Raw genomic sequence first — 24,326 nt, 5'->3', positions numbered from 1 at the left:
CGCTACCGGGTCGCCGTCCGCCGGACCAGCGCCGCCAGATCCGCGTCGAACCCCTCGCGGTACTTCTCGGCGGCGTCGATCGTCGGCCGGGCGTTCGTCTCGGAGACGACGAACCGGCCGTCCGCCTCCAGCAGGTCGACCCCGAGCAGCGGGATCGAGAGCGCCTCGGCCGCGCGCTCGGCGAGCCGACGCGCCGCCTCGGGGAGGTCGACACGTTCCGCGACGGCGCCGCGGTGGACGTTGTGCTTCCACTTCCCCTCGGCCAGCGCCGCCTCCGGGAGCCGGCGCTCCACGGCCCCGGCGTACTCGCCGTCGAGCACCATCGCCCGGTAGTCGGTCGCGTCGGGGAGGAACGCCTGCAGCAGGTACGACTTGTCGCCGGTCGCGCGGTAGTCGTGGACCAGGTCGAGGTAGTCGGTCACGCCGAGCAGCGAGTCGGGGTCCGAGACCTTCGCGACCCCGACGCCGCGCGTCGTCGAGTTGGGCTTGACCACCAGCGGATAGCCGATCTCCGCGGCGGCCCCGAGCACCGCGTCGTCGTCGACGGGGTTGGAGACGAGCCGCGTCTCCGGGGTCGGGAGTCCGGCGTCGGCGAGCCGCGCGAGCGACCCCGCCTTGTTGCGTGAGGCGAGCACCGCCTCCCGATCGTTCACCCACGGAACGCCGAGGCGGGTGTCGATCACGGCGCCCTCCATCAGTCGCGACGGGTACACCCAGCCGGCGTCGAAGCCGGCGAACTCGTCGGTGTCCCCGTCGCCGGCGCGGTCGTCGGTCCCGCGGTCGGGGTCGTCACTGTCCGCGCCGGCGACCCGGAGCACGCGCTCGTCGGGTCGGACGTGCTCGACGGCGATGCCGTGGGGTGCGAGCCGGTCGCGGAGGCGCTCGAACGTCTCCGCGCGCGTCGTGACGGCGAGCCGGAGGTCCGGGTCGGCCGGAGGCGTCGTCATCTGGCTACCGGTAACTGGGCCGCCCGGCGTATAGCGGTTCGGCTCCGGGACGCGTCGGGGACGGCGGAACGGCTAACGCGCGACGGCGCTCCGACCGCGGGAACGACGGCGGCACCGCGACAGCGACCCACACGCGCATCCGGAGAAACGAGGCTTCTTACGGCGCGACGCGGTAGCGAGGGTATGAGCGATCCCGACGTTCCCTCGCAGGTGCCCGCGGAGTGCCCGGGCTGCGGCGAGGAGACGCCCCACGAGGTGCTGAAGCCCGGCGGTCACGCCACGGTGCAGTGTACGGTCTGCGGCCACACCCACAAGGTCGAGGTGCCCGAGCCGACCACCGTCGACGTGGACGTGGTCGTCTCCCAGGACGGCGAGTCGTACACCGCGACGCTGGACGGCGAACCCGAACAGGAGGTCGCGGTCGGCGACGAGTTCATCGTCGAGACCGAGGAGGCGATCCAGCAGGTTCGCGTCACCTCCATCGAGCTGTCGGGCGACCGCCGCGTCGACCAGTCCGACCTCGACCACGCCGAGACCGTCTGGACGCGCGTCGTCGACAACGTCGCCGTCAACATCACCGTCCACCCGAAAGACGGCCGGCGCGACGAGACCCGGAGCCTGAAGGTGTACGTCCCCGGCGACTACGAGTTCACGGTCGGGAAGACGGTCTCCTTCGGCGACGACGAGATCGAGATCGAGGGCGTGCAGGTGCGCGACGAGGCCGCCGACGCCTACCGCCACGAGAAGTTCGACCACGAGGGCGACATGGTGTACGCGAAGGACGTGAAGCGCGTGTACGCCCGCGACACGAAGACCGCCGCCTGGTCCGCCTGGTAGGTCGCGCGCCGCGGACCTCGCGACACCCCTCGGATCCTCGATAGAAACGAGCTTCAGCGAGCGCTTTTCACCCGTCTCGCTCACCTCGGGAGCGTGCGAGACAGTTCCCGAACCCGCCGACCCTCCCCCAGCGGGGGCCGACGATGAGCGGCTGGCGCGTCGCCGACCCGAGCGCCCGCCTGACCGACGCCGACGCGGCCGACCCGCCACGCGAGACGACGTTCACAGCGGCCGCCGCGCACGCGAACTTCGTCGTCCACGAGCCGACGACGCTCCCCGACGACTGCGCCGTTGAGACGGTGACCTACCGCCCCGAACAGCCGCCGGGCCGCCCCGACGGCGTGAGCGCGGAGGAACTGGGCCAGACGCCCTGGAGCGACGGCAACCCCGCCAGCGTCCGGGCCGTCGTCCGCGGCGACGACCGCGCGTTCCGGATCAAGCAGTTCCTCTACGACTGGGCGCCGCCGGCCGCGAGCGTCGCGCCGCTGTGGCGGACGCCCGACCCCGCCCCGGTCGACTGCGGCGACGCGGTCGGGTGGCTCGGCACCGACTACGAGGACAGACGGGGCGCGTGCCTCCAGCGCGAGCGCGCCCAGATCGAGGTGTCGGTCACCGTCGGCGACTTCGGTGACGACGAACTCGCCGCGGTCCTAGACGGGTTCGCGTGCGCCGACGCCGCCGCCAGCGCCGGGGTCCGCGGGGCGCCGTTTCACGCGCTGAACTACTGGGTCCGCTTCGGCTGCCGCCCGCCGGGCGTTCCCCACGGCCTGTGGGACTACTCCGGGCCGCGACCGTACGACGGGAGCCGTCCCGTCTCGTTGGCGTCGCTCGCGCACGACCCGCCCGTCAGGCCGCTGGTTCCCGGCGGCGACGCCGTCGTCCTCGACTCGGCGCTCGCGTTCCCCGACGCCGACGCCGTCGAGCTGGTGTTCCGAAACCGCGCGAACGCGAGCGACCACCTCTGGATCACCGCGGCCGCGCCCGACAGCTCGCTCGCCCCCGATATCCCGCCGGAGCCGGCCGACCAATCGGCCGAGACGCGCGAGCGGATCGACCTCCGCGGGACCGACGCGTACTACGCCGCGCTCACGGAGGACCACGGGGCGTGGGAGGCGCTGTGGGCCGAGGAGGGCGTCCGGTACGCCGCCTGGGCCGGCGCCTCCGCATCCCTCGACGGCGCGGCGTTCCGAGAGCTGATCGACGGCCTCCGGGAGCCGTAGTCCACCGAAGCACCGAGCCGGACAAGCGATTTTGCGTTCGGCGCCCGAAGTACCGGTATGGACCCCGAGACAGCCCGCGAGCGCATGGTCGACCGGCTGGGCCGACGACCGGACGTCGACTCGGCGGCCCTCGCGGCCCTGCGGGCCGTACCGCGCCACGAGTTCGTTCCCGACGAGGGCGTCGAGGCGGCGTACGCCGACCGTCCCGTGCCCATCGGCGACGGGCAGACCGCAAGCGCGCCGTCGGTAGTGGGGCTGATGTGCTCGCTGCTGGAGGTCGAGGCGGGCGACGACGTGGTGGAGGTCGGAACCGGCTGCGGCTACCACGCCGCGGTGACGGCCGAACTCGTCGCCCCCGGCGGGGTGTACTCCGTCGAGTACGATCCTGACCTGGCGGCGGACGCGCGCGACCGGCTCTCGCGGCTCGGCTACGACGCCGTCCGCGTCCGCGTCGGCGACGGTCGGGAGGGGTGGCCCGAGCACGCGCCCTACGACGCGGCGTATCTCACCTGCGCGGCCCCGGAGATCCCCGACCCCGTGGTCGATCAGGTCCGCGAGGGCGGCCGGGTCGTCGCGCCCGTCGACGCCGACGGCGGACGGCTCGGCGGCGGCCAGCGGCTCGTGTCCCTGCGGGTCGACGGAGACGGCGTCGAGCGCGAGGACCACGGCGGCGTCCGGTTCGTGCCGATGCGGGGGGGCGACGGCGAGGGCTGAGTCGGCGGCGGGCGCGTCGGCGCCGGGGCGCCCAGCGCGTCCGCGGCGGGCGGAGAGACGCCCTTATATATTCGCCGTCGAAGCATCGGGAACGAGTCATGCCGACCGACGAGCGGAGGGGGCCGGGGACCGAGGCGTTGCTGCTGCTGCGGGCGGCCCGTCGAACGGGGGCGCTGGAGGCGTTGCTGTCGAGCGCCGGAACCCCGGCCGAGGTCGCGGCGAAAACCGAGGTCGCCGAGCCGCAGGCGCGGCGACTGGTCGGGGCGCTCGCGGACCTGGGCTTTTTCGAGGCCGTCGGCGACGAGTACGAGCCGACGAACCGCGCGCTCGGCCTGCTCGCCAAGCGCGACGTGCGCTCGATCGGGTCGATCCCCCACGAGCTCGACCGCCTCGACGAGCTGGTGGGCCTGCCCGAGACGCTGGAGACGGGCGTCCCGCCCGAGCGCCACGACGACTGGGAGGCGAACGCGCTCGGCGCCCACTACGCCACCGACGAGGCGACCGTCCGCGCGTGCGTCACCGCGGCGGTGCGGACCGCCCCCGACGCAGAGTCCGTCGTCGACCTGTGCGGCGGGTCGGGCGTGCACGCCCGGGAGTTCGCCGCCCGCGGCCTCGACGCGACGCTGGTCGCGTCGCCGGCGACGGCCGATCGACTCGGCCGGGTCCACGGCGACGACGTTCGGATCCACGAGGGCGTTCCCGCGACGCTGGATCCCGGCTTCGACGTGGCGTTCCTCGGCGACGCGCTCTCGACGATGGACCCTGCGGAGGCGCGCGCGACCTGCTCGGTCGCCGCCGACCTCCTCGACGGCGACGGCGCCGTCGTCGCGACGGACGTGTTCGACGCCGGCGACGCGGCCGACGACCGCGGCGAGGCGACGGTCGCGGCGGCGGCCCACGGGCTCGCGAGCGGCCACGGCGACGCCCACGCGCCCGAGGCCGTCCGCGACTGGTTCACCGAGGCCGGGCTGTCCGACGTGCGGGTGTCGGCGATCCCCGGGACGAACCGCCACGCCGTCGACGGCGGCATGGGCTGAGGAGGGCTCCCGATCCTCTTCCCGGTCCCGGCCCCGACCGCGGACCGTTCACTCTGACCCGGAACGGGGGTCGATCGTCACGGTCACCACGTCCTCCACGAGCGTGCCGAACACCCCGAGCAGCGTCGTGATCAGTGTGGCCGCGAGCACGACGGCGATGTCGCGGTCGCGGATCGCCGTCAGCGTCACCTCGCCGAACCCGGGGATCCCCAGCGCCGCCTCGACGAGGTAGACCCCGAGCAGCAGGACCGCGAGCACGCGGATGGAGAACAGCGCGACCAGCGGCGGGGCGGCGTTGCGGAGCACGTGCGCGGCGATCCGCCGCGGCGGCGCGCCGTTGGCCCGGAGCCGCTTCACGAACGGCGTCCCCGCCACGGAGTCGGTCTCGGCGGCGGCATACTGCAGGAGCGTCGCCCCCAGCGTCGTCGCGACGACGCCGACCGCGATTGCGAGGACGGTCGGGTTCGACCCCCCGAACGCGCCGACGTCCGGGTTCCAGCGCGCGATCGCGCCCGCCTCGCCGGCCGCCAGCAGCGCGAGCGCCTCCGCGAGGAGGAACGCCGGGAAGGCGGCGCCGAGGTGACCGAACGCGCTCGCGACGCGGCCGACGGTGCCGCGCCACAGCGAGGCGGCCAGTCCGCCGAGGACGCCCGCCAGCGACGCGAGGGCGACCCCCGGGACGAGATACAGGAGGGTGAGCCGCAGCGCCGGCGCGAGGATGGCGTTCACCGGCCGGCCCTGGACGTACGACCGGCCGAACTGGAACGTCCCCAGCTCCCACAGCCAGTGGGCGTATCGCCGAAGCAACGGCTCGTCGTAGTGCATCCGCTCGCGGTACTGCTCGGCGACGCGGCGCGCCTCGTCCGGCGGGAGCCCGTACTGCAGGATGCTGAGGTTGTGGTCCGGGGCGGCGACGAGCGCGAGGAACATCCCGGTGATCACGACCCAGACGACGAACACCGCCCAACCGATCCGACGAACGAGGAAGTCGCGACGGCTCACGGACGACCAGCTCCGTTCGGGCCGACAGTCTGGGGGCGTCGGCGGACTCGGCGGACTCGGCGGACTCGGCGGACTCGGCGGCGTCGACGGCGGGGCTCGTGACCCGACCGAGGACCGACGCGTTCGTGGCACGAGCCGGGGACGATCAGGGCCATCCCCTGGAGGGACGGTGCGTGCACATCGGGCGAATGCCCTCGACAGGGGCATAACTGTACCGTGGCTGATACGGCCGTTTCATCCTCCGCTACGCATTTACTGTCCCACTCTGTGGGGCCGACATATCGATGGTCACACCCCGCCGACGGCCCGCGGCGACGGCCCGCGGGCGCGACGTGCGGATCGACACGGGGGGAGCCCCGTGAGCGAGACGCGCGACCCCTCCGAGGACCGATTCGCCGTCGAGGCCGGCGATCGCGGGCTCGCCGACCGAGCCCCGATCTCCCCACGGACGGCCGCGCTGTTCGCCGTCTGGGCGGTGCTCGCGGCCGCCGCGCTGTGGGAAGCGTTCGTCACCCCGACCGGGCTCGTCCCCTTCTGGGGCGTCTCGACCGGGATCATCGAGTACCTCTACTACGCGTCGCTTGCGGTCGTCGGCTGGGCGCTGGCGCCGCTGGCGCGTCGCCCCGACCTGCGGCGGCGCTACTGGCGGCGGCTCCGCCGGAAGCCGGCGGCGCTCGCGTCGGCCGCGTACCTGCTGGTCCTGTGGTACGCCGCGACGTTCGGCGTGTGGACGCTGTCGGCGCTCGGGATCGAGTCGACCGAGGGCATCCCCTACGGCGTGCCGGCGGCCCAGCCGCCCGCCTGGACCGGCATCGAGATGTCGCCGACGATTCCGTACTGCCTGGCGTCGCGCGACGGCGACATGTGCCCAGGAACGTGGCACTTCCCGCTCGGGACGACCGTCGACGGTCACGGGATGATCCACCTGATCGTCGAGGGCGCCCGCGTCGCCGTCCAGGTATCGCTGGTCACGGCCGCGCTCGTCGTCCCGGCGGCCGTCCTCGTCGGCACGGTCGCGGCCTACTACGGCGGCCGGGTCGACGCCCTCCTGATGCGGTACGTCGACCTCCAGCGGGTCGTCCCCGCGGTGTTCGTCGTCCTGTTGGTACAGGAGTCGTTCAGCCGGAGCCTGGTGACGATCGTCGTCGTGTTCGGGCTGTTCGACTGGGACGGCACCGCCCGCCTCGTCAGGAGCGCGGCCGCCTCGCGGGTGGACACGGGGTACGTCCGCGCCGCCCGCGACGCCGGCGTGAGCGACCCGCAGATCGTCCGCCGGCACGTGATCCCGAACGTCTCCGACACCGTCGTCGCCGCCGTCGCGAACCGGATGCCGACGCTCGTGCTCGTCGAGGCGGGGATCGCCTACCTCGGGTTCACCAACCCCCTCGCGCAGTCGTGGGGGTCGACCATCGCGATCGGCTTCTCTCGGTTCCCCGAGCTGTGGTGGACGGTCCTCTTCGCCGCGATCCCGCTGGTGTGTACGGTCGCCGCCATGTCCGTGCTCGGCGACGCGCTGCGCGACGTGCTCGACCCGACCGCGGAGGTGCGACGATGAGCCGCGGCGACGACCACCCGGCCCCCGGACGCGACGGCGACGGTCGGCCGGACCGCGGACGCGACGACGACCACCCGGCCCCCGGACGCGACACCGACGCGCCCCCGCTGTTGTCGGTGCGGGACCTCCGGACGCAGTTCCCAACCGCCGAGGGGACCGTCCGCGCGGTCGACGGCGCCTCCTTCGACGTGTACCCGGGCGAGACGGTGTGTCTCGTCGGGGAGTCGGGCTCGGGCAAGACCGTCGCCTGCGAGTCGATCACGCGGCTGGTCGACTCGCCCGGCGAGGTCGTCGACGGCGAGGTGCGGTTCGACGACCGCGACCTGCTCGACCGCTCCGAGCGCGAGCTCCGCGCGGTCCGTGGCGACCGCATCGCGTACGTGTTTCAGGACCCGCATGGGTCGCTCGACCCCGTCTACACCGTCGGCGAGCAGGTCGCCGAGGCGGTGCGGGATCGCAACGACGTGGGCAAGCGTGCGGCGCGCGAGCGCGCCGTCGAGCTGCTCGACCGGGTCGGCCTGCCGAACCCGGCCTCGCGTGCCGACGACTACCCCCACCAGCTCTCGGGCGGGATGAAACAGCGCGTCGCCATCGCGGCGGCGCTCGCGGGCGATCCCGACCTCCTGATCGCCGACGAGCCGACGACGGCGCTGGACGTGACGATCCAGGCGGAGATCCTCGACCTGTTCGCCGAACTCGGCGCCGAGGAGGGACTCGCGACGCTGTTCGTCACCCACGACCTCGGCGTCGTCGCCGGCATCGCCGACCGCGTCGTCGTCATGTACGCCGGCCGGGTGATGGAGCGCGGGCCGGTGACGCGGGTGTTCGAGCGGCCGGCCCACCCGTACACGCGCGGGCTGCTCGACTCGCTTCCCGGGCGGGGCGGCGAACGGATCGGCGGCGAGCCGCCAGAGCCTCTGAACCAGCCTGCCGGATGTCCGTTCCACCCCCGGTGTCCCCACGCGGTCGGGGAGTGCCGGAGCGGCGACGGACCGCCGCTGTACGGCGTCGACGGCGGCGGCGACGCCGCCTGCGTGTTCCACGACGGCGTGCGCGACCCGACCGTCCTCGACTCGGATCCCGAATCGAACACCGAGGAATCAGATCCCGACCCGGAACCGAACTCCGAGGCCGAGGCGACGACCGACGGCGCTCCGCGCGGAGCGACGCGCGAGCCCGACGCGTCGGCGAGCGACGCGGACGGGGGGAACCGATGAGCCGGCCGGACGACCCCGCGGACGGGGAGCCCGGCGACGCCGATCCGAACCGGACCGCCGGCGGCGCCGGCGTCGCCGGCGGCCCCGATCGGGAGCCGCTGGTGGTCGTCGACGGGCTGGAGAAGCACTATCCCGTCCGGTCGGGGGTGTTGCGACGGCGGACCGGATCGGTCCGCGCGGTCGACGGCGTCTCCTTCGAGATCGGGCGGGGGGAGGCGCTGGGACTCATCGGCGAGTCGGGCAGCGGCAAGTCCACCGTCGCGGAAACGCTGTTACACCTACAGGAGCCGACCGGCGGGACGGTCCGCTTCGACGGCACGCCCGTCGGGGACGGGGGCGACGGCGTCGAGGAGCTCCGCCGGCGAACCGCGATGGTGTTTCAGGACCCGTCGTCGAGCCTCGACCCCCGACTGACCGCCGGCGAGTCGGCCGCGGAGCCGCTGCGGGTTCGCGGGGTCGCCCGCCGGCGGCGACGCGAGCGCGTGGCGACGCTGTTCGAGCGCGTCGGCCTGTCCGCCGACCACCGCGACCGCTACCCCCACGAGCTCTCGGGCGGACAGAAGCGCCGCGTCGGCATCGCCCGGGCGCTCGCGCTCGACCCGGCGTTCGTCGTGCTCGACGAGCCGACCGCCGCCCTCGACGTGTCCGTCCAGGCGGAGATCCTCGACCTGCTCGGGGAGCTCCGGGAGGCGTTCGACCTCTCGCTGCTGTTCATCAGCCACGACGTGAGCGTGGTCCGCCGGGCCTGCGACCGCGTCGCGGTGATGTACGCCGGCGAGCTGGTCGAGGCGGGACCGACGGCGGCGGTGTTGGACGACCCCGCCCATCCGTACACGCGCGCGCTCGCCGCGGCCGTCCCGACGCCGGACCCCCGCGCCGGCCGCCCCGAGGGGTCGCTCTCGGGGGCCGTCCCCGACCCCGCCGACCCGCCCGACAGCTGTCGGTTCCACACGAGGTGCCCGGAGGTGATCCCGCCGGACGGGAGCGGCCTCACGAGCGCCGAGTACGGTGCCGTGATCGACCTCCGCGTCGACCTGGCCGCCGGAGACGTCGACCTCGACCACCTCGGGGAGCGCGCCGACGGGACCGATCCGGACTCGCTCGCGCGGGCGCTGCGGGCGGAATACGACCTCCCTGACCCCGACGGCGACGCCGGACGCGCGCTCGCGGCGGCCGTCGACGACGCCGTCGCCGGCGACGACGCGGCCGCGGCCGATCGGATCCGCGAGGCGTTCGGCTCGCCGTGCGTCCGCGATCATCCCGAGCTCGAGGACGGCGAGCACGTCTCGGCGTGTCATCTCCCGACGGAGTGAACCGCGCGCTCTGCCGGTCGACGGACCGCCGCTGCCGAGGCGGCAGAACGCTCCCCGGCACAGCTTTGTCCCCTCGAAGCCACGCCGAACCAATGGCTTTTCGACACGTCCCTCCCGCCGTTCGAGCGGCGACGACCGCCCGCCGGACGGTCTTCGCGACCGCCGCGCTGGTGGCAGCCGTCGGGGTCGCACGGTTCACGCCGCTGCCGGACGCCCTGAGCCTCGTCGCGTGGCCGGCGCTCGCGGCGGCGTTCCTGCTCGACACGGCGCTGTCCAACGAACTCGGCGTCGCCGTCGGCGACGCGGGGTTCTGGGCGCTCGCCGTCGTCGGCTGCTACGTCGAGGCGGTCGCGGTCGTCGCCGTCGCGGACTGGATACGAAGCCGCGTCGGATCGCCGTTCCGATCGGCGTCCTGATCTCCCCGCTGATCGCCGGCCTGGTCGCCGTCCCGACCGGCGATCGTCCCGGCGGATCGACGAGCCGGAGCGTCGACGGCGTGGCCCCTCAGCGGGCCGACGCCGAGGGCTCGGGCGCGATACCGACGGACGGGTCGTCCTCCGACGCCTCGGCGTCGGCGAGCGAGTAGAAGCGCTGGCGGGCGTCCATGATGTTCAGCTCCTCGTGGAGCACGCCGGCGTCGCGAAGCTCGTCGAGCGCGTACCGCACCGTGCGCTGCGGGAGCAGGGTCTCCTCGGCGAGCGCAGACTGGGTGAGGCGATCGTGGTTCTCCAGCACGACGAAGACGAGCTTCGCGCTCGGCGGGAGATCGGCGACTGCCTCGCGAAGGTCCGAGTTCATGGTTCGGTTCACAGTCGGCACCGCAAAGACGCTCGCCGTCGGGTGCGCGGGTCGCGCACAACCGATTGCCGATCCTGGTGAATCGTCGACCGTACGCGGTCGGTCGGTCGGCCGGCGCCGAGCGTGCGGTTCATATTCCGCGAGCGTCTTCCCTCGACAATGGACGGACCCGATCCGGCGCTGCTGCGCGAGGACATGCTCGACTCGGTCGAGCACACCCTCGGGCGGCCGATCGCGCCGGCGGTTCGGGAGGCGATGGCGACGGTGCCCCGCGAGGAGTTCGTCGCGGAGGCGCCGTACGCGAACCGCGCGGGCGAACAGGGCGGCACCCGGGTGCTCGCGCCGGCGACGGTCGCGCGACTGCTGTCGGCGCTGGACCCCGAGGCGGGCGAGGAGACGCTCGTCGTCGGCGCCGGCGTCGGCTACACCGCGGCGGTGCTCGCGGAGGTCGTGGACGCGAGACACGTCCACGCGGTCGACATCTCCCGCCGGCTGGTGTACGACGCGCGACGGAACCTCTCGGCGGCCGGCTACGACGCGGTGCTGGTCGACCGCGCCGACGGCGCGCGCGGCCTGCCCGCGTACGCCCCCTTCGACCGGATCCTCGTCGAGGCCGCGGCCGTCGAGCCGCCGCGCGACCTCGTCGACCAGCTCGCGCCCGACGGCCGGCTCGTGCTCCCGCGCGGCCGCGGCGCCGACCAGACCGTCGTCGCCTACGAGCCAGACGAGTCGGGGGAGCTGCGCGAGGCCGGGACGGCCGGGCCGGTGTCGCTGTCGCCGCTGCTCGTCGAGGGCGAGCAGGCCGGCGCCGGCGTCCGGAACCGGACCCGCCGCGAGGACGCCGAGTTCTCCGAGCAGGGCTACTTCGCGAAGACCGGCTGGGAACACGAGTGGATCGACTGGGACGACCGGCTCACCGGAACCGACCGCTGACTTCCGACCGCCGGCGACGACGGGGACCGCCGTCCGGCTCCGGGAGGTTTTACCCCCGCCCGCACCGACGACCGACAGCCATGGATGCCGACGCGGGTTCGGGCGAGCCGGGCGGGGGGCGGGACGCGGGCGCGGGTGTCGCCGCCGAGGTGTTCGCCGACGGCGGCCACCCCGAGTGGTATCGTGACGCGGTCGTGTACAGCCTCGACGTGAAGACGTTCCGGGACGGCGACGGGGACGGCTGGGGCGACTTCCGCGGGCTGATCGACCGCCTCGACTACCTGGAGGAGCTGGGGGTCGACTGCCTGTGGATCCGGCCGTTCTACCCCAGCCCGCTGCGGGACAACGGCTACGACGTGGCCGACTACCGCGACGTGGACGACCGGCTCGGCTCGCTCGACGACTTCGACGCGCTCGTCGACGAACTGGACGCGCGCGGGATGCGGCTGATCGTCGACCTCGTGCTCAACCACACCTCGACCGACCACGAGTGGTTCCGGCGCGCCCGCGAGGACCCCGAGTCGAAGTACCACGACTACTACCTGTGGACGAGCCACGTCGATCGGGCGTACAACACCTCCAACATCTTCCCCGAGTTCGAGGACGGCGTCTGGTCGTACGACGAGGTCGCGGACAAACACTACTTCCATCAGTTCTATCACCACCAGCCCGACCTCAACGTCGCCAACCCCGACGTGCAAGAGGAGCTGTTCTCCGTCGCGGAGTTCTGGCTCGAACGGGGCGTCGACGGCTTCCGCATCGACGCGGCCCACCCGATGATCCTGCCGAAGGGCCACGACGCCCACCGGATGGACGACCCGCAGTGGATCTTCCGCGAGCTGAAGCGGCGCTGTCGCGCGGCGAACGACGAGGCCGTGCTGCTGGCGGAGGCCGACGACGAGCCCGACCGGCTGGACTTCTACTTCGCCGACGGCGACGGGTTCGACGCGTTGTTCAACTTCGTCGGCAACTCCCACGTCACCTACGGCGTCGGGGTGGGGAACACCTGGCCGCTGTACCGCATGTTCGAGCAGATCCCCGACGCCGAGCCCGACGGGCACGTCTGGTGGGCGAACTTCCTGCGCAACCACGACGAGTGGAACCTCCTGAAGCTCCCTCACGAGGCACTGGAACACGCCCGCGAGGAGTTCCGACAGGGCGGCGACGGCCGCGACTCGTGGATCTTCGGCCGCGGCCACCGCCTCCGGCTGGCGGACCTGTACGACGGCGACCACGACCGGATCGCGATGGCCCACAGCCTCCTGCTGTCGCTGCCGGGCACGCCGATCGTCAACTCCGGCGACGAGATCGGCATGCACGCGGACCTGGACCTGCCGGAGCGACAGGCGGTCCGGACGCCCATGCGCTGGGACGACAGCGAACCGAACGCGGGCTTCTCGACGGCCGATCCCCGGGACCTCGTGATCCCGGTCGACGGCACCGGCTGGCCGGGCGTGTTCCAGGCCGACGCCGCGAGCCAGCGCGGCGAACCGGGTTCGCTGTTCGAGCGCGTCGCGGACGCGGTCGACGCCCGAAAGCGGTGCCCCGAGATCGCCCGCGGCGACTGCTCGATCGTCCACGTCGACCCCGACGACGTGTGGGCCCATCGCTTCGACCACGACGGCCGCGTCCTCTTCGCGGTTCACAACCTCGCGAGCGAGTCCCGCGAGGTCGTCGCCGGCTTCGACGTCGACCCGGCGGACGCCGAGCGCGTCCTCGGCGACGCCGACTATCGCGTCGCCGACGGCGGCGTCGCGGTCTCGCTCGACGGCTGCGGCTACCTCTGGCTCCGCGGCGAGCGGCGAACGCGGTAGCGACGCGGACGCGGTGCGGCGAGACGGGGGTCGACGGCGGCGGTAGCGGCGGCGGCACGAGTCGGACACGCGAAACGACTTTCACGCGATCCGGCGACACGCCGACATGGCATACAGCTACGAGCCGCACTACTTCGAGGACTTCGAGGCTGGACAGGAGTTCGTGAGCGTCGGGCGCACCGTCACCGAGTCCGACTTCGTGATGCACTCGGCGCTGACGGGCGACTGGACCGAGCTCCACACCAACGCCGAGTACGCCGAGGACAACGCCTTCGGCGAGCGCATCGCCCACGGCCCGATGACGTTCGTGCAGGCGACGGGGTTCGTCTACCGGACGGGCATCGTCGAGCGCACCGCGCTGGCGTTCCTCGGGATGAACTACATGGACCTCCCGAACCCCGTCTTCATCGGCGACACCATCTCGATGGAGATGGAGGTGACTGAGACGAAGGACGTGTCCAGCCGCGACGACGCCGGCCTCGTCGTCATCGACTGCGAGGTGACCAACCAGGACGGCACCGTCGTGCTGCAGGGCGACATGAAGTTCCTCATCAAGACTCGCGCTGAAGCGGACGACCCGCACGCGTGAGCGGTCGGTAACGGGGCGAAGCGCCCGCGGTCGCGGGCCGAACCGCACGCGGTAGCGGGGCCAACCGCCCGTACCCGCGGGTATTTGTGCCGGGTCGTTCCAGGGTACGGCGATGGAAACAGCCGTCTCCGACCGGACGCCGCGGGAGATCGCACGGATCATCAAGACCGCCGTCTCGCCGCGTCCGATCGCGTGGACCAGCACGGTCGACGAGGACGGCGCCGACAACCTCGCGCCGTTCAGCTCGTACAACTACGTCTCCTCTCGGGAGCCGGTGGTGCTGTTCAACTCCCCCAACGAGGCCAACGGCGGCCTGAAGGACACCCCGCGTAACGCGCTCGACACCGGCGAGTTCGCGGTGAACGTCGTCACCGAGCCCCTGCTGGAGCGGATGGACCACAGCGCCGAGTCGCTGCCCCCCGAGGACAGCGAGTTCGACTCCGTGGGCGTGACGCGCGCCGACTGCCGCCGGATCGACGCCCCGCGCGTCGCCGAGGCGGCCGTCACCATGGAGTGCTCGCTGTACGACTCGCTGGAGGTCCACGACCGGCTGATGGTGCTCGGGGAGGTCGAGTACGTCCACGTCGACGACGACGTGCTCACGGAGGGCAAGATCGACCAGCGGAAGCTCCCGACGGTGGGTCGCCTCGGCGGACCCTACTACACCGTCTCCGATATCACGGAGTTCGAGCGACAGTTCTGAACCCGCGGGGGAGTGCGGACGCCGGCGCCGATGCTGGCGGTCAGGCCGACCGGGCGTAGCGAACGCCCAGGTAGAAGGCGACGGCGGGGACCACGAACGTCGAGAGGAGGCTCAGTGGGAGCAGGTACGCGGTCGCCGTCTCGCCGATCGTCCCGACCATCGGGAGCCAGGTCGTCCCCGTTTCGACGTATCTGTTCAGCGTGACCTCGACGAGGAACTCCAGGAGGAGCACGCCGATCACGACCGCGAGGAGGGCGAGCGGGTAGCGGACCCGCCCGGCGGGGTTCCGGAGGGACATCGCGTTCGGTCTTGCCACCAAATGGGCATAAATCTCTGCCACGAGCGCGCGCGGTCGCCGCCGGGTGCGACCGTGACTACCCGAACCGCTCGAACGGCTCCCCGCACTCGGTGCAGAAGTGCATCGACCGGCACAGCCCCGGCCCCTTCGGGTGCTCGCGCTCGGTGTCGGTCGACCCGCAGTACGGGCACTCCGCGGGGTCGTCGTCCGCGTCGCTCCCGGCGACCCCCGCGGCGACGCTCGGGTCCGGCGCGTTTCGGCGCATCACACGCTCAACCCGAACTCGCGCAGGGCCTCCCGCCCCGCGTCGGTCACCATCGCCACGGTCCACTCCGGCGAGTACCGCAGGCGTACCTCGGCCTCCTCGACGCCCGGGGCCGTCTCGGCGGCGCAGCGCACGTCGTTCGTGAGCATGTCGCGGGCGGGACAGCCGGTGTACGTGAGCGTCATCGCCACCTCGCAGCGCCCGTCATCGTCGACGGCCACGTCGTAGATCAGGCCGAGGTCGACCACGCTGACTGGCATCTCGGGGTCCTCGACCTCGTACAGCGCGTCCCACACGCCGGCATCGACGCCGGTCGCGCCGGCGCCCGTCTTCGGGTACTCCTCGGGCGCCTCGCCGTTCTCGTAGGCGGTGTAGGCGCACGCCTCGGCGCCGGCTGCGGCGGCGGTGCCGTCGTCTATGGCGGTGCCGTCGGGCGCATCGGCCGCGGCGTCGTCAGGGGAGCCTCCCGGCACGTCCGTCGGCATGTTGGTCGGCATCTACGCCTCCTCCCCGCGCAGGCGTGCGGGCGTCTCGAAGTCGACCTCGCGGTGCGTCTCGGTGAACGCCTCCCGCAGGTCGAACCACTCGTCGGTGTGGCTCCCGTCGCGGCCGCGAGCCTCGGGGCGGTCGACCTCGTCGGGCTCGGGGACGACGAGCCCGTACCCCTCCAGCGTCGGGACGACGGTGTCGAGCCACTCCTCGCGCATCGACGCCAGCGACTCCCTGCGGAAGCCGGCGGCGCGGATCGCGTCCTCGCGCTCGCCGGGGTAAAACACCGACAGCGCGTGCGGGAACAGGTCGTCGACGGCGGCCTGCAGACGCTCGCGGGCGTCGTCGTCGCTCGCGAGGCGTTCGAGCCAACTGAGCGCGTGCTCGCGGTGGTACTCCTCCTCGGCGAGCGCCTTGCCCACGCGGTCGGCCAACGGGGCGTAGCTGGTGTCGACGAGCGCCTCGAGCCGAATTCGCTCGGCCACGTCGTACAGGTACGTGCGGACGATGGCGTCGTCCCAGCCGTCGTCGGCGAACGGACGCTCGACCAGGGTCGCGTGGGTCCAGTCGTCGGCCGGCCGGCGCCAGATGCACTCCTCCTCGGTGTAGCCGAGTTCCTGGAGGAGGTCGTACCACAGGCGCGCGTGGCCGAACTCGTCCTGCGCGACGTTGGCGAGCGCGAGGTCCGACTCGATGGTCGGCGCGAAGATCTGCCACTCGGTGAGTCGCTCGGCGTGGACGAACTCGTCGTCCGCGAGGCGGAAGAGGAGTTCCTCCAGCGCGACCTGCTGTGCCGGGGTGAGGTCGTCGCGGTCGAGGGAGGCGGCCGCTGGCGCGTCCGCGGGTTCGTCGTCCGGGGCGTCACTCTCGCTCATGCTTCCCCCTCGGATTCCAGCTGCTCGCGGCGCTTCTTGGCCGCCTCGCGCTGTTCGGCCTCGCTGTCTTCCACTTCCTTGGCGAACGAGGCGTCGATGTCGTTGTACGTCATCGCCCACCGGTAGGACTTGTCCGTGCGGCCGCCGAAGGCGGCCTCCTCGGCGTCGACCTCGCCGATCTCCGACTGCGGGACCACCCACAGCGAGTTGGTCTGCATCCGGCGGGCGTGCTGGATCTGCGCGAACAGCTTCGCCATCTCGCGGTCGGGCGCGTGGACGTTGCCGACGTGGCGATGGTAGTCGCCCGGCTTCTCCTGTCTGAACACTTCCCAGATCATGGTCAATCGGCCGCCTGCGGCGTTCCCGCGGCGCTTCCCTCCCAGCTATCCAGACTCTCGCGAACCCACGCGACGGCCTCCTGTCGGCGGGCGCGCGAGCCGATCTGTTCGTGGCTCCCCTCGTAGTCGTTCTTCGCGATGGTCCAGAACTCGTCCCAGTCGAGGTCCTCCTCGCGGACCGCCATCGTGCCGTCGTCGCGCTCGAAGATGCGCGGGTACTCGGGGATCTCCAGCCCGTACTTCTCGGCCTTCGGGACGTACATGTTGAGGAACGAGTTGCGGAGTTCGTCGTTCGAGGTCGTCTTCAGCCCGACCTCCTGGGCGAAGTCGTTGTGGGTGGACTCGTCGTTCGTCGGCCCGAAGAACTGGAGGATGCGCGGCCACCACTCCTCGAACGTCTCCTGGGTGCGCTCCCGGGTCGCCTTCGACCCCCGCATCAGCTCGCGCAGGATCGACTCGCCGTGTTTCACGTGGAACCCCTCCTCGAAGCACACCTTGTCCATCGCGTGGGCGTACGGCGTCCAGCTCGTCGACTTCAGCGTCGCCTGTCGACGCATCGCGCCCCCGTCGACGAAGAAGTCGATCATCGGCGCCTCGTACCACGAGTCCACCGGGTAGTGGAAGCAGTTGAGGAACTTCCCCTCGCCGTTCTGCAGCTCGTCGAGCATCTCCTCGCGCGTCTTCACGCCGAGCGTCTCGGCGGCGCGGTAGAGCAACTGCGCGTGGCCGATCTCGTCTTGCACCTTGGCGGTGTTCGCCAGCTTGCGGTCCAGCGACGGCGCGTGGCGGGTGAACTCCTTGTCGAGGTACCCGCCCATCACCTCGCTGTTGGCGTGAAACTGGATCATCCGCGTCGCCGCCCGACGGTACTCCTCGGGCATGTCGTCGCTCGGACCGAACTGCCGCGGCCCGGCGCGCTCCTTCACCGTCTCGATGTCCATAACGATCGATCCTTCGCGTTGTGCGGCTTACCGGTTCACCCGTACATACGCGTGTTTTAAGTATAGGGTGCGCTACCATCCCGCATGGTTCGCGGATGATCGCGGAGTGTCTGGTCGTGGAGGTACGCGTGAGCGGCGACGACTGCCCGCTCGCGGAGGCGACGGCGGCGACGCGAACGCCGGTCCGGGCGGAGCCGCCGCAGTTGCGCGCCGACGGCAACGTCCTGTTGCGCTTCGGCGCGCCGCGCGACGACGACCTCGCCGCGCGTCTCGACGCCGACGATCGGATCCGCTACCTCCACCGGTCGCGGTCGGGGGAGCGCGACACCTACCGGTGTCTCTCGAAGCAGCCGTGTGTCGTCCACGAACTCGTTTCGGCCGGGCTGCTCGTCGAGGCGGTGACCTACCGCGACGGCGACGCGACGGTGACCGGCGCCGTCGTCGGCCACGAGGTGCTTCGGGGAGTGATGGAGACGGCCGGCGAGACGGTCGGGGTGGAGCTGACGCGGACGTATCCGCTCCGGGAGGAGCCCGCCCCGGTCGCCGGCCGGTTCGGGCTCACGCCGCCGCAGACGGAGGCGCTGCGCGCGGCAGTCGAGGCGGGGTACTTCGCGGTGCCGCGGGCGGCCAGTTCCGAGGAAGTGGCCGCCGAGTTGGGGCTGTCGAAGAGCGCGTTCCTCGAACGGCTCCGGCGCGCGGAAGCGACGCTGTATCGTGATCTGTTCGCCGAGTGAACGGTCCGCGGTCACGGCGACCGATCGCGATCGCAACCGGGCGGCGACTCGGTGATTTCTGCCGATTCTCGAATCGCTGTAAAGCGGCGCGTTCGGGGCTGAGATGCTCGAATCGCGCCAGTTATACCCGCGCGACCGAAACCGTGAGTGTGACGCGCACCGACGTCGATACAGCCGACCGCCCCGTCTCCCTCTCGAGCCGCGCCTACCGCATCACCGTCGACGACGGGCGAGAGACGTTCGACGCCCTCGAGATCTGCGACGAGCAGCGTCCCGAGGCGTACCTGATGTCCGACACGGTCCGCTCGCTGGACGCGATGCGGTGAGGCGACCGCCGCGATCTGCTTCTCGCGCTCACTCGACCGTCAGTTCCGCGAGCAGGTCCGCCAGCCACGCGAACTCGTCGTCGGTGACCTCGTGGCCGACGCCCTCGTAGACGCGCTCGGTCACGTCGCCGCCGAGCGACTCGAACGCCCTCGCCGTCGCCGCGAGGCGCTCGACGGGCACGCGCTCGTCGTCCGCGCCGCCGGCGACGAGCACTGGCGTCCCCCCGAGATCACCGCCGTACTGCCCGGGGTCGACGGTCGGCCCGAGCAGCCCGCCGCTGAGCAGCGCGAGTGGGTGACGACCGCCGGTCCCGGCGGCGTACTCCGCGGCGACGGCGGCGCCCTGGGAGAACCCGGTGAGGACGACCGCCTCTGGGGGGAGACCGAGCGCCTCCCGCGTCCGGTCGAGGACGGTGTCGACGACCGCCACGGCGGATGGGACGTGTGGCTCGTTGCGCTCGCGCGGCTCGTCGGCCGCGTGCGGGAACCACCGGCTCCGCGCACCCTGCGGCGCGACGAACGCGACCCCGTGGCCGGCGACCGGCTCGTAGAGGTTGATCGCGCCCTGCGCGGTCGCGCCGCGCCCGTGGAGACACACGACCGCCGCTTCCGCCGCGCCCCGCGGCGCGCCCGCGGTGACGACCGGCTGCCCGGCGTGCGGGCCGGGGAGGTCGTCGGGCAGCGTCCCGCCCGGGAACATCAGTCGAAATCTCCGTCGTCGCCGGCGCCGTCGCTGGCGCCGTCGTCCGCGCCATCGGCGCCTCGGCCGACGCCTCGGTAGCCGTCTCCGCCCGAGTTCGAGGCCGAACCGTCGAGCGTCGGGAGCTGTCCCTCGATCATCTCGCGGTCCTCCTCGGCCCACGGCGGGAGCACCAGCGACTCGCCGAAGTTCGCCTCCTCCTCGTCGATCCCGAACCCCGGTCCCTCGGTCGACAGCTCGATCAGGATCCCGCCCGGCTCGCGGACGTAGATCGCCTTGTAGTAGTACCTGTCGCGGATGCGCGACACGTCGACGTCGCGCTCGCGGAAGAGGTCGTGCCACTCGCGAAGCTCGTCCTCGTCGGCGACACGGAACGCCACGTGATGGATGCTCCCGGTCCCCTCGCGGGCGAAGTCGGCCTCGCGGTCCAGCAGGTCGACGACCGTCGCGTGATCGCCGCCCGCGCGGTAGCGGACGCGGTCGCCGTCCTCGCCGACGAGGTCGAGCCCGAGCGTGTCCAGCACGCTCGCGGTCGCGAACGGGTTCGTCGGCAGCGCGGTCACGCCGTGGATCCCGCGGATCGCGGCGGACTCGGGAACCGACCCGTCGGTCCACGGGTCGGCCGGCTGGTCGGCCGCGACGAGCTCTAGCCGGGTTCCCGAGGGATCCTCGAACCGGAGCGCCGCCTCGTCGAAGCGGGCGACGCGCTCGGCGTCGACGCTCCGACCGTCGAGTCGGTCGTCCCAGTAGTCGAGCGAGCCCTCCGGGACCGCAAACGCCGCCGCGGTGATCTGTGGGCGCCCCCGGCGGCCGGGCGGCTCGTTCGGGTACGGGAAGCAGGTGTAGACGGTGCCGAGATCGCCGGCGCCGTTCCCGTAGTAGAGGTGATGGCGGAGCACGTCCTGATGGTTCACCGTTCGCTTCACGAGCCGCAGCCCGAGCGTCCCGACGTAGAAGTCGAGGTTCGCCCGCGCGTCGCCGACCATCGACGTGACGTGGTGAATGCCGGGTGTGTCGGTGAGCATTCGAACACCCCTCGTTCGCGGGCCGCCGTGTTAGCCCTCCCGGCGTCGGAGATCCGGATCGTGATCGAGCCGACGCGGGCCGAGAACGGCTCGGGAACGGTTCGATGACGCCTCGGGACCGCCTCGGCGGCGCCGGCTGTACCGAACGAAAGAATAAATCACCAGTCGCGCGTTTCATATGATATGGACCAGGACGACGTCGATCAGGGGAGCGCCCTCCGCCACGGTCGGGACCCGCCCGTCCGTACGGCAGATCGGCGGCGACGAATTAGCTGCGGACTCGCCCCCAACCCGCCGGGTCCGATCGGTGGACACCGACACTGCAGCGCGGGGGGATGTCAGTGAACCCCGACCCCGCCGAATCCGTCTTCGTCTCCCACGATCCGGAGACGGGGGAGTACAGCGCCACGTTCGACCCGGACGCGATAGACGCGAGCATCGCCGTGGTCGAGGCGACCGCGGCGATCCGACGGGAGGACCCCGAGCGACACGCGCCGCTGTTCGAGGTTGTCGACCCGGACGCGCTCGATCGGCTCTGCAGCCACGGCGACGACGCCGATACGCTCGTCGAGTTCACGTACCTCCGCCACCGGGTCCGCGTTCGCGCCGACGGACACATCTCCGTGATCCCCCTGGCGGACGACTGAGCGGCGGCCCCGCCCCTACTTCTTTCCGTGGTAGGAGCCGTCGTCGCCCGGAGACTGCGTGTTATCCTCGCCATCGTCGCCCGCATCCGGTCGTCCGCCGCTGTGGACGTCCGCCCCGTCCTCGCCTCGGTCGAACCCGTCGCTCTCGGGGTCGATGTCGGCGACGAACCGCATCGTCGCGAGGTTCCCGGCGAGTCCGAGAACCGCACCGACGGGGACGCCGACGGCGAGCCCGACGACCGGAACCGAGACCGTGATCGCCGAGAGCACCGGCGAGACGACGACGACGACCGCCACGAATCCGAGCGCGTACGAGAGGTACGCTCCGCCGTCGACGGCGAGGGCGTAGGACGCGCGCGCCGCCGTGAGGAGGTCGGTCTCCCGAAGGACGAGGAGGTACGGCGTCGCGTAGAGGAGGTACGTCGCGACCAGAATCGCCACCAGCGCGAGCGCGATGACGGCGATACCGAGCGCCGACGGCGCGCCCGCGAGGAGGACTAGCGGCGAGAGCACGACGACCGGCGCGACGGTGAACACGAGGAACGCCGGCAGGTACCGGCGGACGTTCTCGGCGAACCGGTACGGCTCGCCGGCGAGCGCGTTCGTCAGCGACCCGAAGTACCCCGCCGCCAGCGCGCTCGAGACGAGGAGTCCGCCGACCGCGAGCGCGAGAACCGACGGCTCCGCCAGCGCGCTCGGCGGGATGCCGGCGGAGACGGTTCCGTCGTTCGGAACCGAGACGAAGCTCCAGGTCGAGAGCACCGACGCCGGGAGCGTGAACCGGATGCCGACGTGAACGCCGTCGAACGCGAGCACGGACCGGATCTTGCCGGCGTCCAACATCGCGATGACGAGCGGAACCAGCGCGAGCGGGAGGTGGGCGAGCGCGTCGTCGAGACCGTCGGAGAGGCGCGTCGTGATGGAGGGCACGGGCGGCCGTGCTCGATCCGACGCGATAGTCCTTGCGGCGGCGACCGCCGTGGCGTGGCCCGCCGGATCCACGGCGCTCACTCGGGATCACAGGGCTCACTCGAGATCACCCACTCACTCGGCCACGACGAGCACGCGGGTATTTCCCCGTCTGTCCGCGTACTGCCCGCCGGCCGGCGGCTTGATCGAGACGGAGAGCGTCCCCTGTTCGCGGTTCGGTCCGAGCGTCGGGGCGACGGTCACCGTCGCCGTGCCGTTCGCCCCGGTTCGCCCGGTCGCGACGCCGTCGAGTCGGGCCGTGTCGCCGGCGACGACGACGGTCGCTCCGGCGACGGGTCGGCCGTCCGGGTCGACGACCGTGAGCGCGAGTTCCTGCTCGCCCGGCGTCGTGACCTCCGGAGACGGGCGTACGTCGAGCTCCGAGACGGCCAGCCCCTCCACCCCGCTGACCATGTTCAACATCACGCTGAGGCTCGCGACGCCGACGACGAGCGCGATGACGAGTCGGACCGGGAGTCCCTCGATGGCGCGGTTGTCGCGGCGGAGTTCGGCGAATCGGCGGCGCTCGGTCGCCGCGAGCGAACGGATCCGTCCGCGGACGACACCTCGAAACGGGCGGGAGCTGTCGGGTGACACACGTCCCGGTGGTTCCGGTTTCGTACTTGAACGCTCGCACGAGGGTTCTTCCTCGATGGCGGGGGCATCCCGGCCGTGCACGTGATCGGCAACGAGGGCGAAGGAGCCCGATTCCCGGAGAAACCGGGAGATATCGGCGGGTTCGGGGCGGGCAACCGAGGGGCCTGTGGATCCGGGGCGGGCGGGCGACGGACCGACGGGCCGGTCGCGCCGCTGGGCCGGTATCGCGCCCCGGACGACAGCGTCGGGGCGCGCGTCGGCGTCGACATCGACCGGCCGCACGCGGCGCTCGTCGTCGGCAAGCGCGGCGCGGGGAAGACCCACACCCTCGCGGTACTCGCCGAGGGCGTCGCCGCCGCCGACGGGCTCGCGCCCGTGGTTGTCGATCCGATGGGCGTGCTCGACGGCCTCGCAGTCGACGGCGGCACGGTCCACCGTCGCCCGCGGGTTCGACCGAACGCCGTCCCGCCGGCGGCGTGGCCGGGGCTGCTGGACCTGGACCCGGCGGGTGCGGTCGGCTCGCTCGTGTGGCGCGCGGTCGCCGAGGCGGAGACTCCCTCGGTGGCAGGGGCGCGCGAGTACGTCGCCGACGCGGACGCCGGGCGAGCGACCCGCCGGGCCGCGGACGCGCACCTCGCGCTCGCGGCCGAGTGGGACGCGTTCGACCCCGACGGGCTGACGCCGCGTGCGCTCGCCTCCGGCGAGCCGACGGTGCTCGACTGCTCGGGACTCCCGGCACCGGCCGCCGGCGCGGTGTGTGCTGCCGTCGCCCGCGGGCTCTACGAGGCGCGCGTCCGTGGGACGGTCGACCGGCTCCCGTGGCTGTTCGTCGACGAGGCGCACGCCTTCTTCGACGGCGTCGCCGGCGACGCGCTGGCGACGATCCTCACCCGGGGGCGCGCCCCGGGCGTCTCGCTCGCGTGTGCGACCCAGCGGCCCGCGGCGCTGCCGGCGGTCGCGGTGTCGCAGGCGGATCTGCTGGTGGCGCATCGGCTCCACAGCCGCGCCGACATCGACGCGCTCGCGGCGGCCAGACCCCTCGCGGTCGCCGACGGCCTCGCCGAACGGCTCCCGACGGGCGTGGGCGAGGCGCTCGTCGTCGACGACGCGAGCGAGACCGCGAGCACGGTCCGCGTGCGCGAGCGTCGGACGCCGGACGGCGGCGCCAGTCCCCGTGCGAGCGATCGGCCGCTCGATGGGTGCGAGCGCTCGCACGACGGGTGCCGCCAGGAGTGAAGCGTTATCCGCGACGCTCGCCAAGCGTGGGTATGGACGTGATGCGGTCGTGAGCGCCGACGGCGGGTCGATCAGCGAGAAGCTCGTCGCCGGCGCCGTCGAGAAGCCGGTGCTCGGCGTGTTCGTGGTGTTGATGCTGCTGATGTCAGCCGGGTTCCTGCTCGCGTTCCTGCTGTTCGTCCTCTGAGTTCCCGAACCGTCCTCCGA

General features: G+C 72.5%; 30 protein-coding genes. 17 read left to right on the top strand and 13 right to left on the bottom strand.

Annotation, left to right across the window (positions count from 1 at the left end; genetic code table 11):
- Positions 1–2: 2 nt before the first annotated feature.
- Positions 3–947: an ATP-grasp domain-containing protein gene (locus tag K6T50_RS12760; RefSeq protein WP_222606961.1), complete on the bottom strand. Its 945-nt coding sequence runs from the start codon at positions 945–947 to the stop codon at positions 3–5.
- Between the two features lie 183 nt (positions 948–1,130).
- On the opposite strand from K6T50_RS12760, the gene K6T50_RS12755 reads away from it, so the two are divergent.
- The 4 genes from K6T50_RS12755 to K6T50_RS12740 all read left to right on the top strand — a co-directional run bounded on the left by K6T50_RS12755 (position 1,131) and on the right by K6T50_RS12740 (position 4,755).
- Positions 1,131–1,784, top strand: coding sequence for an HVO_0476 family zinc finger protein (locus tag K6T50_RS12755; RefSeq protein ID WP_222606960.1), 654 nt, complete (start codon positions 1,131–1,133; stop codon positions 1,782–1,784).
- 143 nt (positions 1,785–1,927) lie between these two features.
- A complete protein-coding gene (locus K6T50_RS12750; RefSeq protein ID WP_222606959.1) occupies positions 1,928–3,004 on the top strand; it encodes a hypothetical protein in 1,077 nt (358 codons plus the stop codon).
- A 57-nt stretch (positions 3,005–3,061) separates the two neighbouring features.
- Complete coding sequence (locus tag K6T50_RS12745; protein ID WP_222606958.1) at positions 3,062–3,718, top strand: protein-L-isoaspartate(D-aspartate) O-methyltransferase; 657 nt, start codon at positions 3,062–3,064, stop codon at positions 3,716–3,718.
- Between the two features lie 98 nt (positions 3,719–3,816).
- Positions 3,817–4,755 (top strand): class I SAM-dependent methyltransferase, encoded by a 939-nt coding sequence (locus K6T50_RS12740; RefSeq protein WP_222606957.1) that lies wholly within the window; start codon positions 3,817–3,819, stop codon positions 4,753–4,755.
- A gap of 48 nt (positions 4,756–4,803) precedes the next feature.
- Here K6T50_RS12740 and K6T50_RS12735 read toward each other — a convergent pair whose 3' ends face one another.
- Positions 4,804–5,757, bottom strand: coding sequence for an ABC transporter permease (locus K6T50_RS12735; RefSeq protein WP_222606956.1), 954 nt, complete (start codon positions 5,755–5,757; stop codon positions 4,804–4,806).
- 358 nt (positions 5,758–6,115) lie between these two features.
- Here K6T50_RS12735 and K6T50_RS12730 point away from each other — a divergent pair, with 358 nt between their 5' ends.
- The 4 genes from K6T50_RS12730 to K6T50_RS12715 all read left to right on the top strand — a co-directional run bounded on the left by K6T50_RS12730 (position 6,116) and on the right by K6T50_RS12715 (position 10,258).
- Positions 6,116–7,312: an ABC transporter permease gene (locus tag K6T50_RS12730; protein WP_222606955.1), complete on the top strand. Its 1,197-nt coding sequence runs from the start codon at positions 6,116–6,118 to the stop codon at positions 7,310–7,312.
- Positions 7,309–8,529 (top strand): ABC transporter ATP-binding protein, encoded by a 1,221-nt coding sequence (locus tag K6T50_RS12725; protein ID WP_222606954.1) that lies wholly within the window; start codon positions 7,309–7,311, stop codon positions 8,527–8,529. Before K6T50_RS12730 ends, K6T50_RS12725 begins: the two co-directional genes overlap by 4 nt.
- Positions 8,526–9,842: an oligopeptide/dipeptide ABC transporter ATP-binding protein gene (locus tag K6T50_RS12720; protein ID WP_222606953.1), complete on the top strand. Its 1,317-nt coding sequence runs from the start codon at positions 8,526–8,528 to the stop codon at positions 9,840–9,842. The genes K6T50_RS12725 and K6T50_RS12720 overlap by 4 nt, the downstream gene beginning before the upstream one ends.
- A gap of 92 nt (positions 9,843–9,934) precedes the next feature.
- The gene (locus K6T50_RS12715) at positions 9,935–10,258 is read left to right on the top strand and encodes a hypothetical protein (protein WP_222606952.1); all 324 of its coding nucleotides are present in this window, start codon (positions 9,935–9,937) and stop codon (positions 10,256–10,258) included.
- A gap of 88 nt (positions 10,259–10,346) precedes the next feature.
- Here the strand turns inward: K6T50_RS12715 and K6T50_RS12710 are convergent, their stop codons facing one another.
- Positions 10,347–10,640, bottom strand: a complete 294-nt coding sequence (locus K6T50_RS12710) for a MarR family transcriptional regulator (RefSeq protein WP_222606951.1) — start codon at positions 10,638–10,640, stop codon at positions 10,347–10,349.
- Between the two features lie 159 nt (positions 10,641–10,799).
- Here K6T50_RS12710 and K6T50_RS12705 point away from each other — a divergent pair, with 159 nt between their 5' ends.
- From K6T50_RS12705 to K6T50_RS12690, 4 genes are all read left to right on the top strand, one after another.
- Complete coding sequence (locus K6T50_RS12705; RefSeq protein WP_225935320.1) at positions 10,800–11,573, top strand: protein-L-isoaspartate O-methyltransferase family protein; 774 nt, start codon at positions 10,800–10,802, stop codon at positions 11,571–11,573.
- Positions 11,574–11,653: 80 nt separating this feature from the next.
- Positions 11,654–13,387, top strand: coding sequence for an alpha-amylase family glycosyl hydrolase (locus K6T50_RS12700; RefSeq protein WP_222606950.1), 1,734 nt, complete (start codon positions 11,654–11,656; stop codon positions 13,385–13,387).
- Between the two features lie 106 nt (positions 13,388–13,493).
- Positions 13,494–13,976 (top strand): MaoC family dehydratase, encoded by a 483-nt coding sequence (locus K6T50_RS12695; protein WP_222606949.1) that lies wholly within the window; start codon positions 13,494–13,496, stop codon positions 13,974–13,976.
- 112 nt (positions 13,977–14,088) lie between these two features.
- Entirely contained in the window at positions 14,089–14,679 is a 591-nt protein-coding gene (locus tag K6T50_RS12690) for a flavin reductase family protein (protein WP_222606948.1), read from the top strand.
- A 40-nt stretch (positions 14,680–14,719) separates the two neighbouring features.
- On the opposite strand, the gene K6T50_RS12685 is transcribed toward K6T50_RS12690, so the two are convergent.
- The 6 genes from K6T50_RS12685 to K6T50_RS12660 form a co-directional block, all read right to left on the bottom strand.
- Complete coding sequence (locus K6T50_RS12685; RefSeq protein WP_222606947.1) at positions 14,720–14,977, bottom strand: hypothetical protein; 258 nt, start codon at positions 14,975–14,977, stop codon at positions 14,720–14,722.
- A 76-nt stretch (positions 14,978–15,053) separates the two neighbouring features.
- Positions 15,054–15,242 carry a 1,2-phenylacetyl-CoA epoxidase subunit PaaE gene (paaE, locus tag K6T50_RS12680; RefSeq protein ID WP_222606946.1) on the bottom strand — a complete coding sequence of 63 codons (189 nt, stop codon included), beginning with the start codon at positions 15,240–15,242 and terminating at the stop codon, positions 15,054–15,056.
- On the bottom strand, positions 15,242–15,739 hold the full coding sequence (gene paaD, locus K6T50_RS12675) for a 1,2-phenylacetyl-CoA epoxidase subunit PaaD (RefSeq protein WP_225935319.1): 498 nt from the start codon (positions 15,737–15,739) through the stop codon (positions 15,242–15,244). Before paaD ends, paaE begins: the two co-directional genes overlap by 1 nt.
- Positions 15,740–16,606, bottom strand: coding sequence for a 1,2-phenylacetyl-CoA epoxidase subunit PaaC (gene paaC, locus K6T50_RS12670; protein ID WP_222606945.1), 867 nt, complete (start codon positions 16,604–16,606; stop codon positions 15,740–15,742).
- Positions 16,603–16,944 carry a 1,2-phenylacetyl-CoA epoxidase subunit PaaB gene (gene paaB, locus K6T50_RS12665; RefSeq protein ID WP_222606944.1) on the bottom strand — a complete coding sequence of 114 codons (342 nt, stop codon included), beginning with the start codon at positions 16,942–16,944 and terminating at the stop codon, positions 16,603–16,605. The genes paaC and paaB overlap by 4 nt, the downstream gene beginning before the upstream one ends.
- A gap of 2 nt (positions 16,945–16,946) precedes the next feature.
- Entirely contained in the window at positions 16,947–17,885 is a 939-nt protein-coding gene (locus K6T50_RS12660) for a Phenylacetic acid catabolic protein (RefSeq protein ID WP_222606943.1), read from the bottom strand.
- A 95-nt stretch (positions 17,886–17,980) separates the two neighbouring features.
- Here K6T50_RS12660 and K6T50_RS12655 point away from each other — a divergent pair, with 95 nt between their 5' ends.
- Both K6T50_RS12655 and K6T50_RS12650 read left to right on the top strand, forming a co-directional pair.
- Positions 17,981–18,619: a helix-turn-helix domain-containing protein gene (locus K6T50_RS12655; protein ID WP_222606942.1), complete on the top strand. Its 639-nt coding sequence runs from the start codon at positions 17,981–17,983 to the stop codon at positions 18,617–18,619.
- 149 nt (positions 18,620–18,768) lie between these two features.
- Positions 18,769–18,945, top strand: coding sequence for a hypothetical protein (locus tag K6T50_RS12650; RefSeq protein WP_222606941.1), 177 nt, complete (start codon positions 18,769–18,771; stop codon positions 18,943–18,945).
- 28 nt (positions 18,946–18,973) lie between these two features.
- Here K6T50_RS12650 and K6T50_RS12645 read toward each other — a convergent pair whose 3' ends face one another.
- On the bottom strand, positions 18,974–19,645 hold the full coding sequence (locus tag K6T50_RS12645; protein WP_222606940.1) for an alpha/beta hydrolase: 672 nt from the start codon (positions 19,643–19,645) through the stop codon (positions 18,974–18,976).
- A complete protein-coding gene (locus K6T50_RS12640) occupies positions 19,645–20,670 on the bottom strand; it encodes a VOC family protein (RefSeq protein ID WP_222606939.1) in 1,026 nt (341 codons plus the stop codon). Before K6T50_RS12640 ends, K6T50_RS12645 begins: the two co-directional genes overlap by 1 nt.
- A gap of 341 nt (positions 20,671–21,011) precedes the next feature.
- Here K6T50_RS12640 and K6T50_RS12635 point away from each other — a divergent pair, with 341 nt between their 5' ends.
- A complete protein-coding gene (locus K6T50_RS12635) occupies positions 21,012–21,317 on the top strand; it encodes a HalOD1 output domain-containing protein (protein ID WP_222606938.1) in 306 nt (101 codons plus the stop codon).
- Between the two features lie 15 nt (positions 21,318–21,332).
- Here K6T50_RS12635 and K6T50_RS12630 read toward each other — a convergent pair whose 3' ends face one another.
- Both K6T50_RS12630 and K6T50_RS12625 read right to left on the bottom strand, forming a co-directional pair.
- Entirely contained in the window at positions 21,333–22,247 is a 915-nt protein-coding gene (locus tag K6T50_RS12630; RefSeq protein ID WP_222606937.1) for a hypothetical protein, read from the bottom strand.
- A gap of 114 nt (positions 22,248–22,361) precedes the next feature.
- Positions 22,362–22,835, bottom strand: coding sequence for an Ig-like domain-containing protein (locus K6T50_RS12625; protein ID WP_222608919.1), 474 nt, complete (start codon positions 22,833–22,835; stop codon positions 22,362–22,364).
- Positions 22,836–22,958: 123 nt separating this feature from the next.
- On the opposite strand from K6T50_RS12625, the gene K6T50_RS12620 reads away from it, so the two are divergent.
- Entirely contained in the window at positions 22,959–24,119 is a 1,161-nt protein-coding gene (locus tag K6T50_RS12620) for an ATP-binding protein (RefSeq protein ID WP_425601386.1), read from the top strand.
- 49 nt (positions 24,120–24,168) lie between these two features.
- Positions 24,169–24,306, top strand: a complete 138-nt coding sequence (locus tag K6T50_RS12615; RefSeq protein ID WP_222606936.1) for a hypothetical protein — start codon at positions 24,169–24,171, stop codon at positions 24,304–24,306.
- Positions 24,307–24,326: the final 20 nt, after the last annotated feature.

This window comes from Halobaculum magnesiiphilum (genome assembly GCF_019823105.1).
Taxonomy (GTDB): Archaea; Halobacteriota; Halobacteria; order Halobacteriales; family Haloferacaceae; genus Halobaculum; species Halobaculum magnesiiphilum.
The sequence above is the reverse complement of the archived record's forward strand: the minus strand, read 5'-3'. Positions and strand labels throughout refer to the sequence as shown.

Excerpts from the sequence above, each read along its gene's own strand:
- K6T50_RS12760 (WP_222606961.1), bottom strand. The coding sequence starts at position 947 with ATGACGACGCCTCCGGCCGACCCGGACCTCCGGCTCGCCGTCACGACG.
- K6T50_RS12755 (WP_222606960.1), top strand. The coding sequence starts at position 1,131 with ATGAGCGATCCCGACGTTCCCTCGCAGGTGCCCGCGGAGTGCCCGGGC.
- K6T50_RS12750 (WP_222606959.1), top strand. The coding sequence starts at position 1,928 with ATGAGCGGCTGGCGCGTCGCCGACCCGAGCGCCCGCCTGACCGACGCC.
- K6T50_RS12745 (WP_222606958.1), top strand. The coding sequence starts at position 3,062 with ATGGACCCCGAGACAGCCCGCGAGCGCATGGTCGACCGGCTGGGCCGA.
- K6T50_RS12740 (WP_222606957.1), top strand. The coding sequence starts at position 3,817 with ATGCCGACCGACGAGCGGAGGGGGCCGGGGACCGAGGCGTTGCTGCTG.
- K6T50_RS12725 (WP_222606954.1), top strand. The coding sequence starts at position 7,309 with ATGAGCCGCGGCGACGACCACCCGGCCCCCGGACGCGACGGCGACGGT.
- K6T50_RS12720 (WP_222606953.1), top strand. The coding sequence starts at position 8,526 with ATGAGCCGGCCGGACGACCCCGCGGACGGGGAGCCCGGCGACGCCGAT.
- K6T50_RS12715 (WP_222606952.1), top strand. The coding sequence starts at position 9,935 with ATGGCTTTTCGACACGTCCCTCCCGCCGTTCGAGCGGCGACGACCGCC.
- K6T50_RS12710 (WP_222606951.1), bottom strand. The coding sequence starts at position 10,640 with ATGAACTCGGACCTTCGCGAGGCAGTCGCCGATCTCCCGCCGAGCGCG.
- K6T50_RS12705 (WP_225935320.1), top strand. The coding sequence starts at position 10,800 with ATGGACGGACCCGATCCGGCGCTGCTGCGCGAGGACATGCTCGACTCG.
- K6T50_RS12700 (WP_222606950.1), top strand. The coding sequence starts at position 11,654 with ATGGATGCCGACGCGGGTTCGGGCGAGCCGGGCGGGGGGCGGGACGCG.
- K6T50_RS12695 (WP_222606949.1), top strand. The coding sequence starts at position 13,494 with ATGGCATACAGCTACGAGCCGCACTACTTCGAGGACTTCGAGGCTGGA.
- K6T50_RS12690 (WP_222606948.1), top strand. The coding sequence starts at position 14,089 with ATGGAAACAGCCGTCTCCGACCGGACGCCGCGGGAGATCGCACGGATC.
- K6T50_RS12685 (WP_222606947.1), bottom strand. The coding sequence starts at position 14,977 with ATGTCCCTCCGGAACCCCGCCGGGCGGGTCCGCTACCCGCTCGCCCTC.
- paaE (WP_222606946.1), bottom strand. The coding sequence starts at position 15,242 with ATGCGCCGAAACGCGCCGGACCCGAGCGTCGCCGCGGGGGTCGCCGGG.
- paaD (WP_225935319.1), bottom strand. The coding sequence starts at position 15,739 with ATGCCGACCAACATGCCGACGGACGTGCCGGGAGGCTCCCCTGACGAC.
- paaC (WP_222606945.1), bottom strand. The coding sequence starts at position 16,606 with ATGAGCGAGAGTGACGCCCCGGACGACGAACCCGCGGACGCGCCAGCG.
- paaB (WP_222606944.1), bottom strand. The coding sequence starts at position 16,944 with ATGATCTGGGAAGTGTTCAGACAGGAGAAGCCGGGCGACTACCATCGC.
- K6T50_RS12660 (WP_222606943.1), bottom strand. The coding sequence starts at position 17,885 with ATGGACATCGAGACGGTGAAGGAGCGCGCCGGGCCGCGGCAGTTCGGT.
- K6T50_RS12655 (WP_222606942.1), top strand. The coding sequence starts at position 17,981 with ATGATCGCGGAGTGTCTGGTCGTGGAGGTACGCGTGAGCGGCGACGAC.
- K6T50_RS12645 (WP_222606940.1), bottom strand. The coding sequence starts at position 19,645 with ATGTTCCCGGGCGGGACGCTGCCCGACGACCTCCCCGGCCCGCACGCC.
- K6T50_RS12640 (WP_222606939.1), bottom strand. The coding sequence starts at position 20,670 with ATGCTCACCGACACACCCGGCATTCACCACGTCACGTCGATGGTCGGC.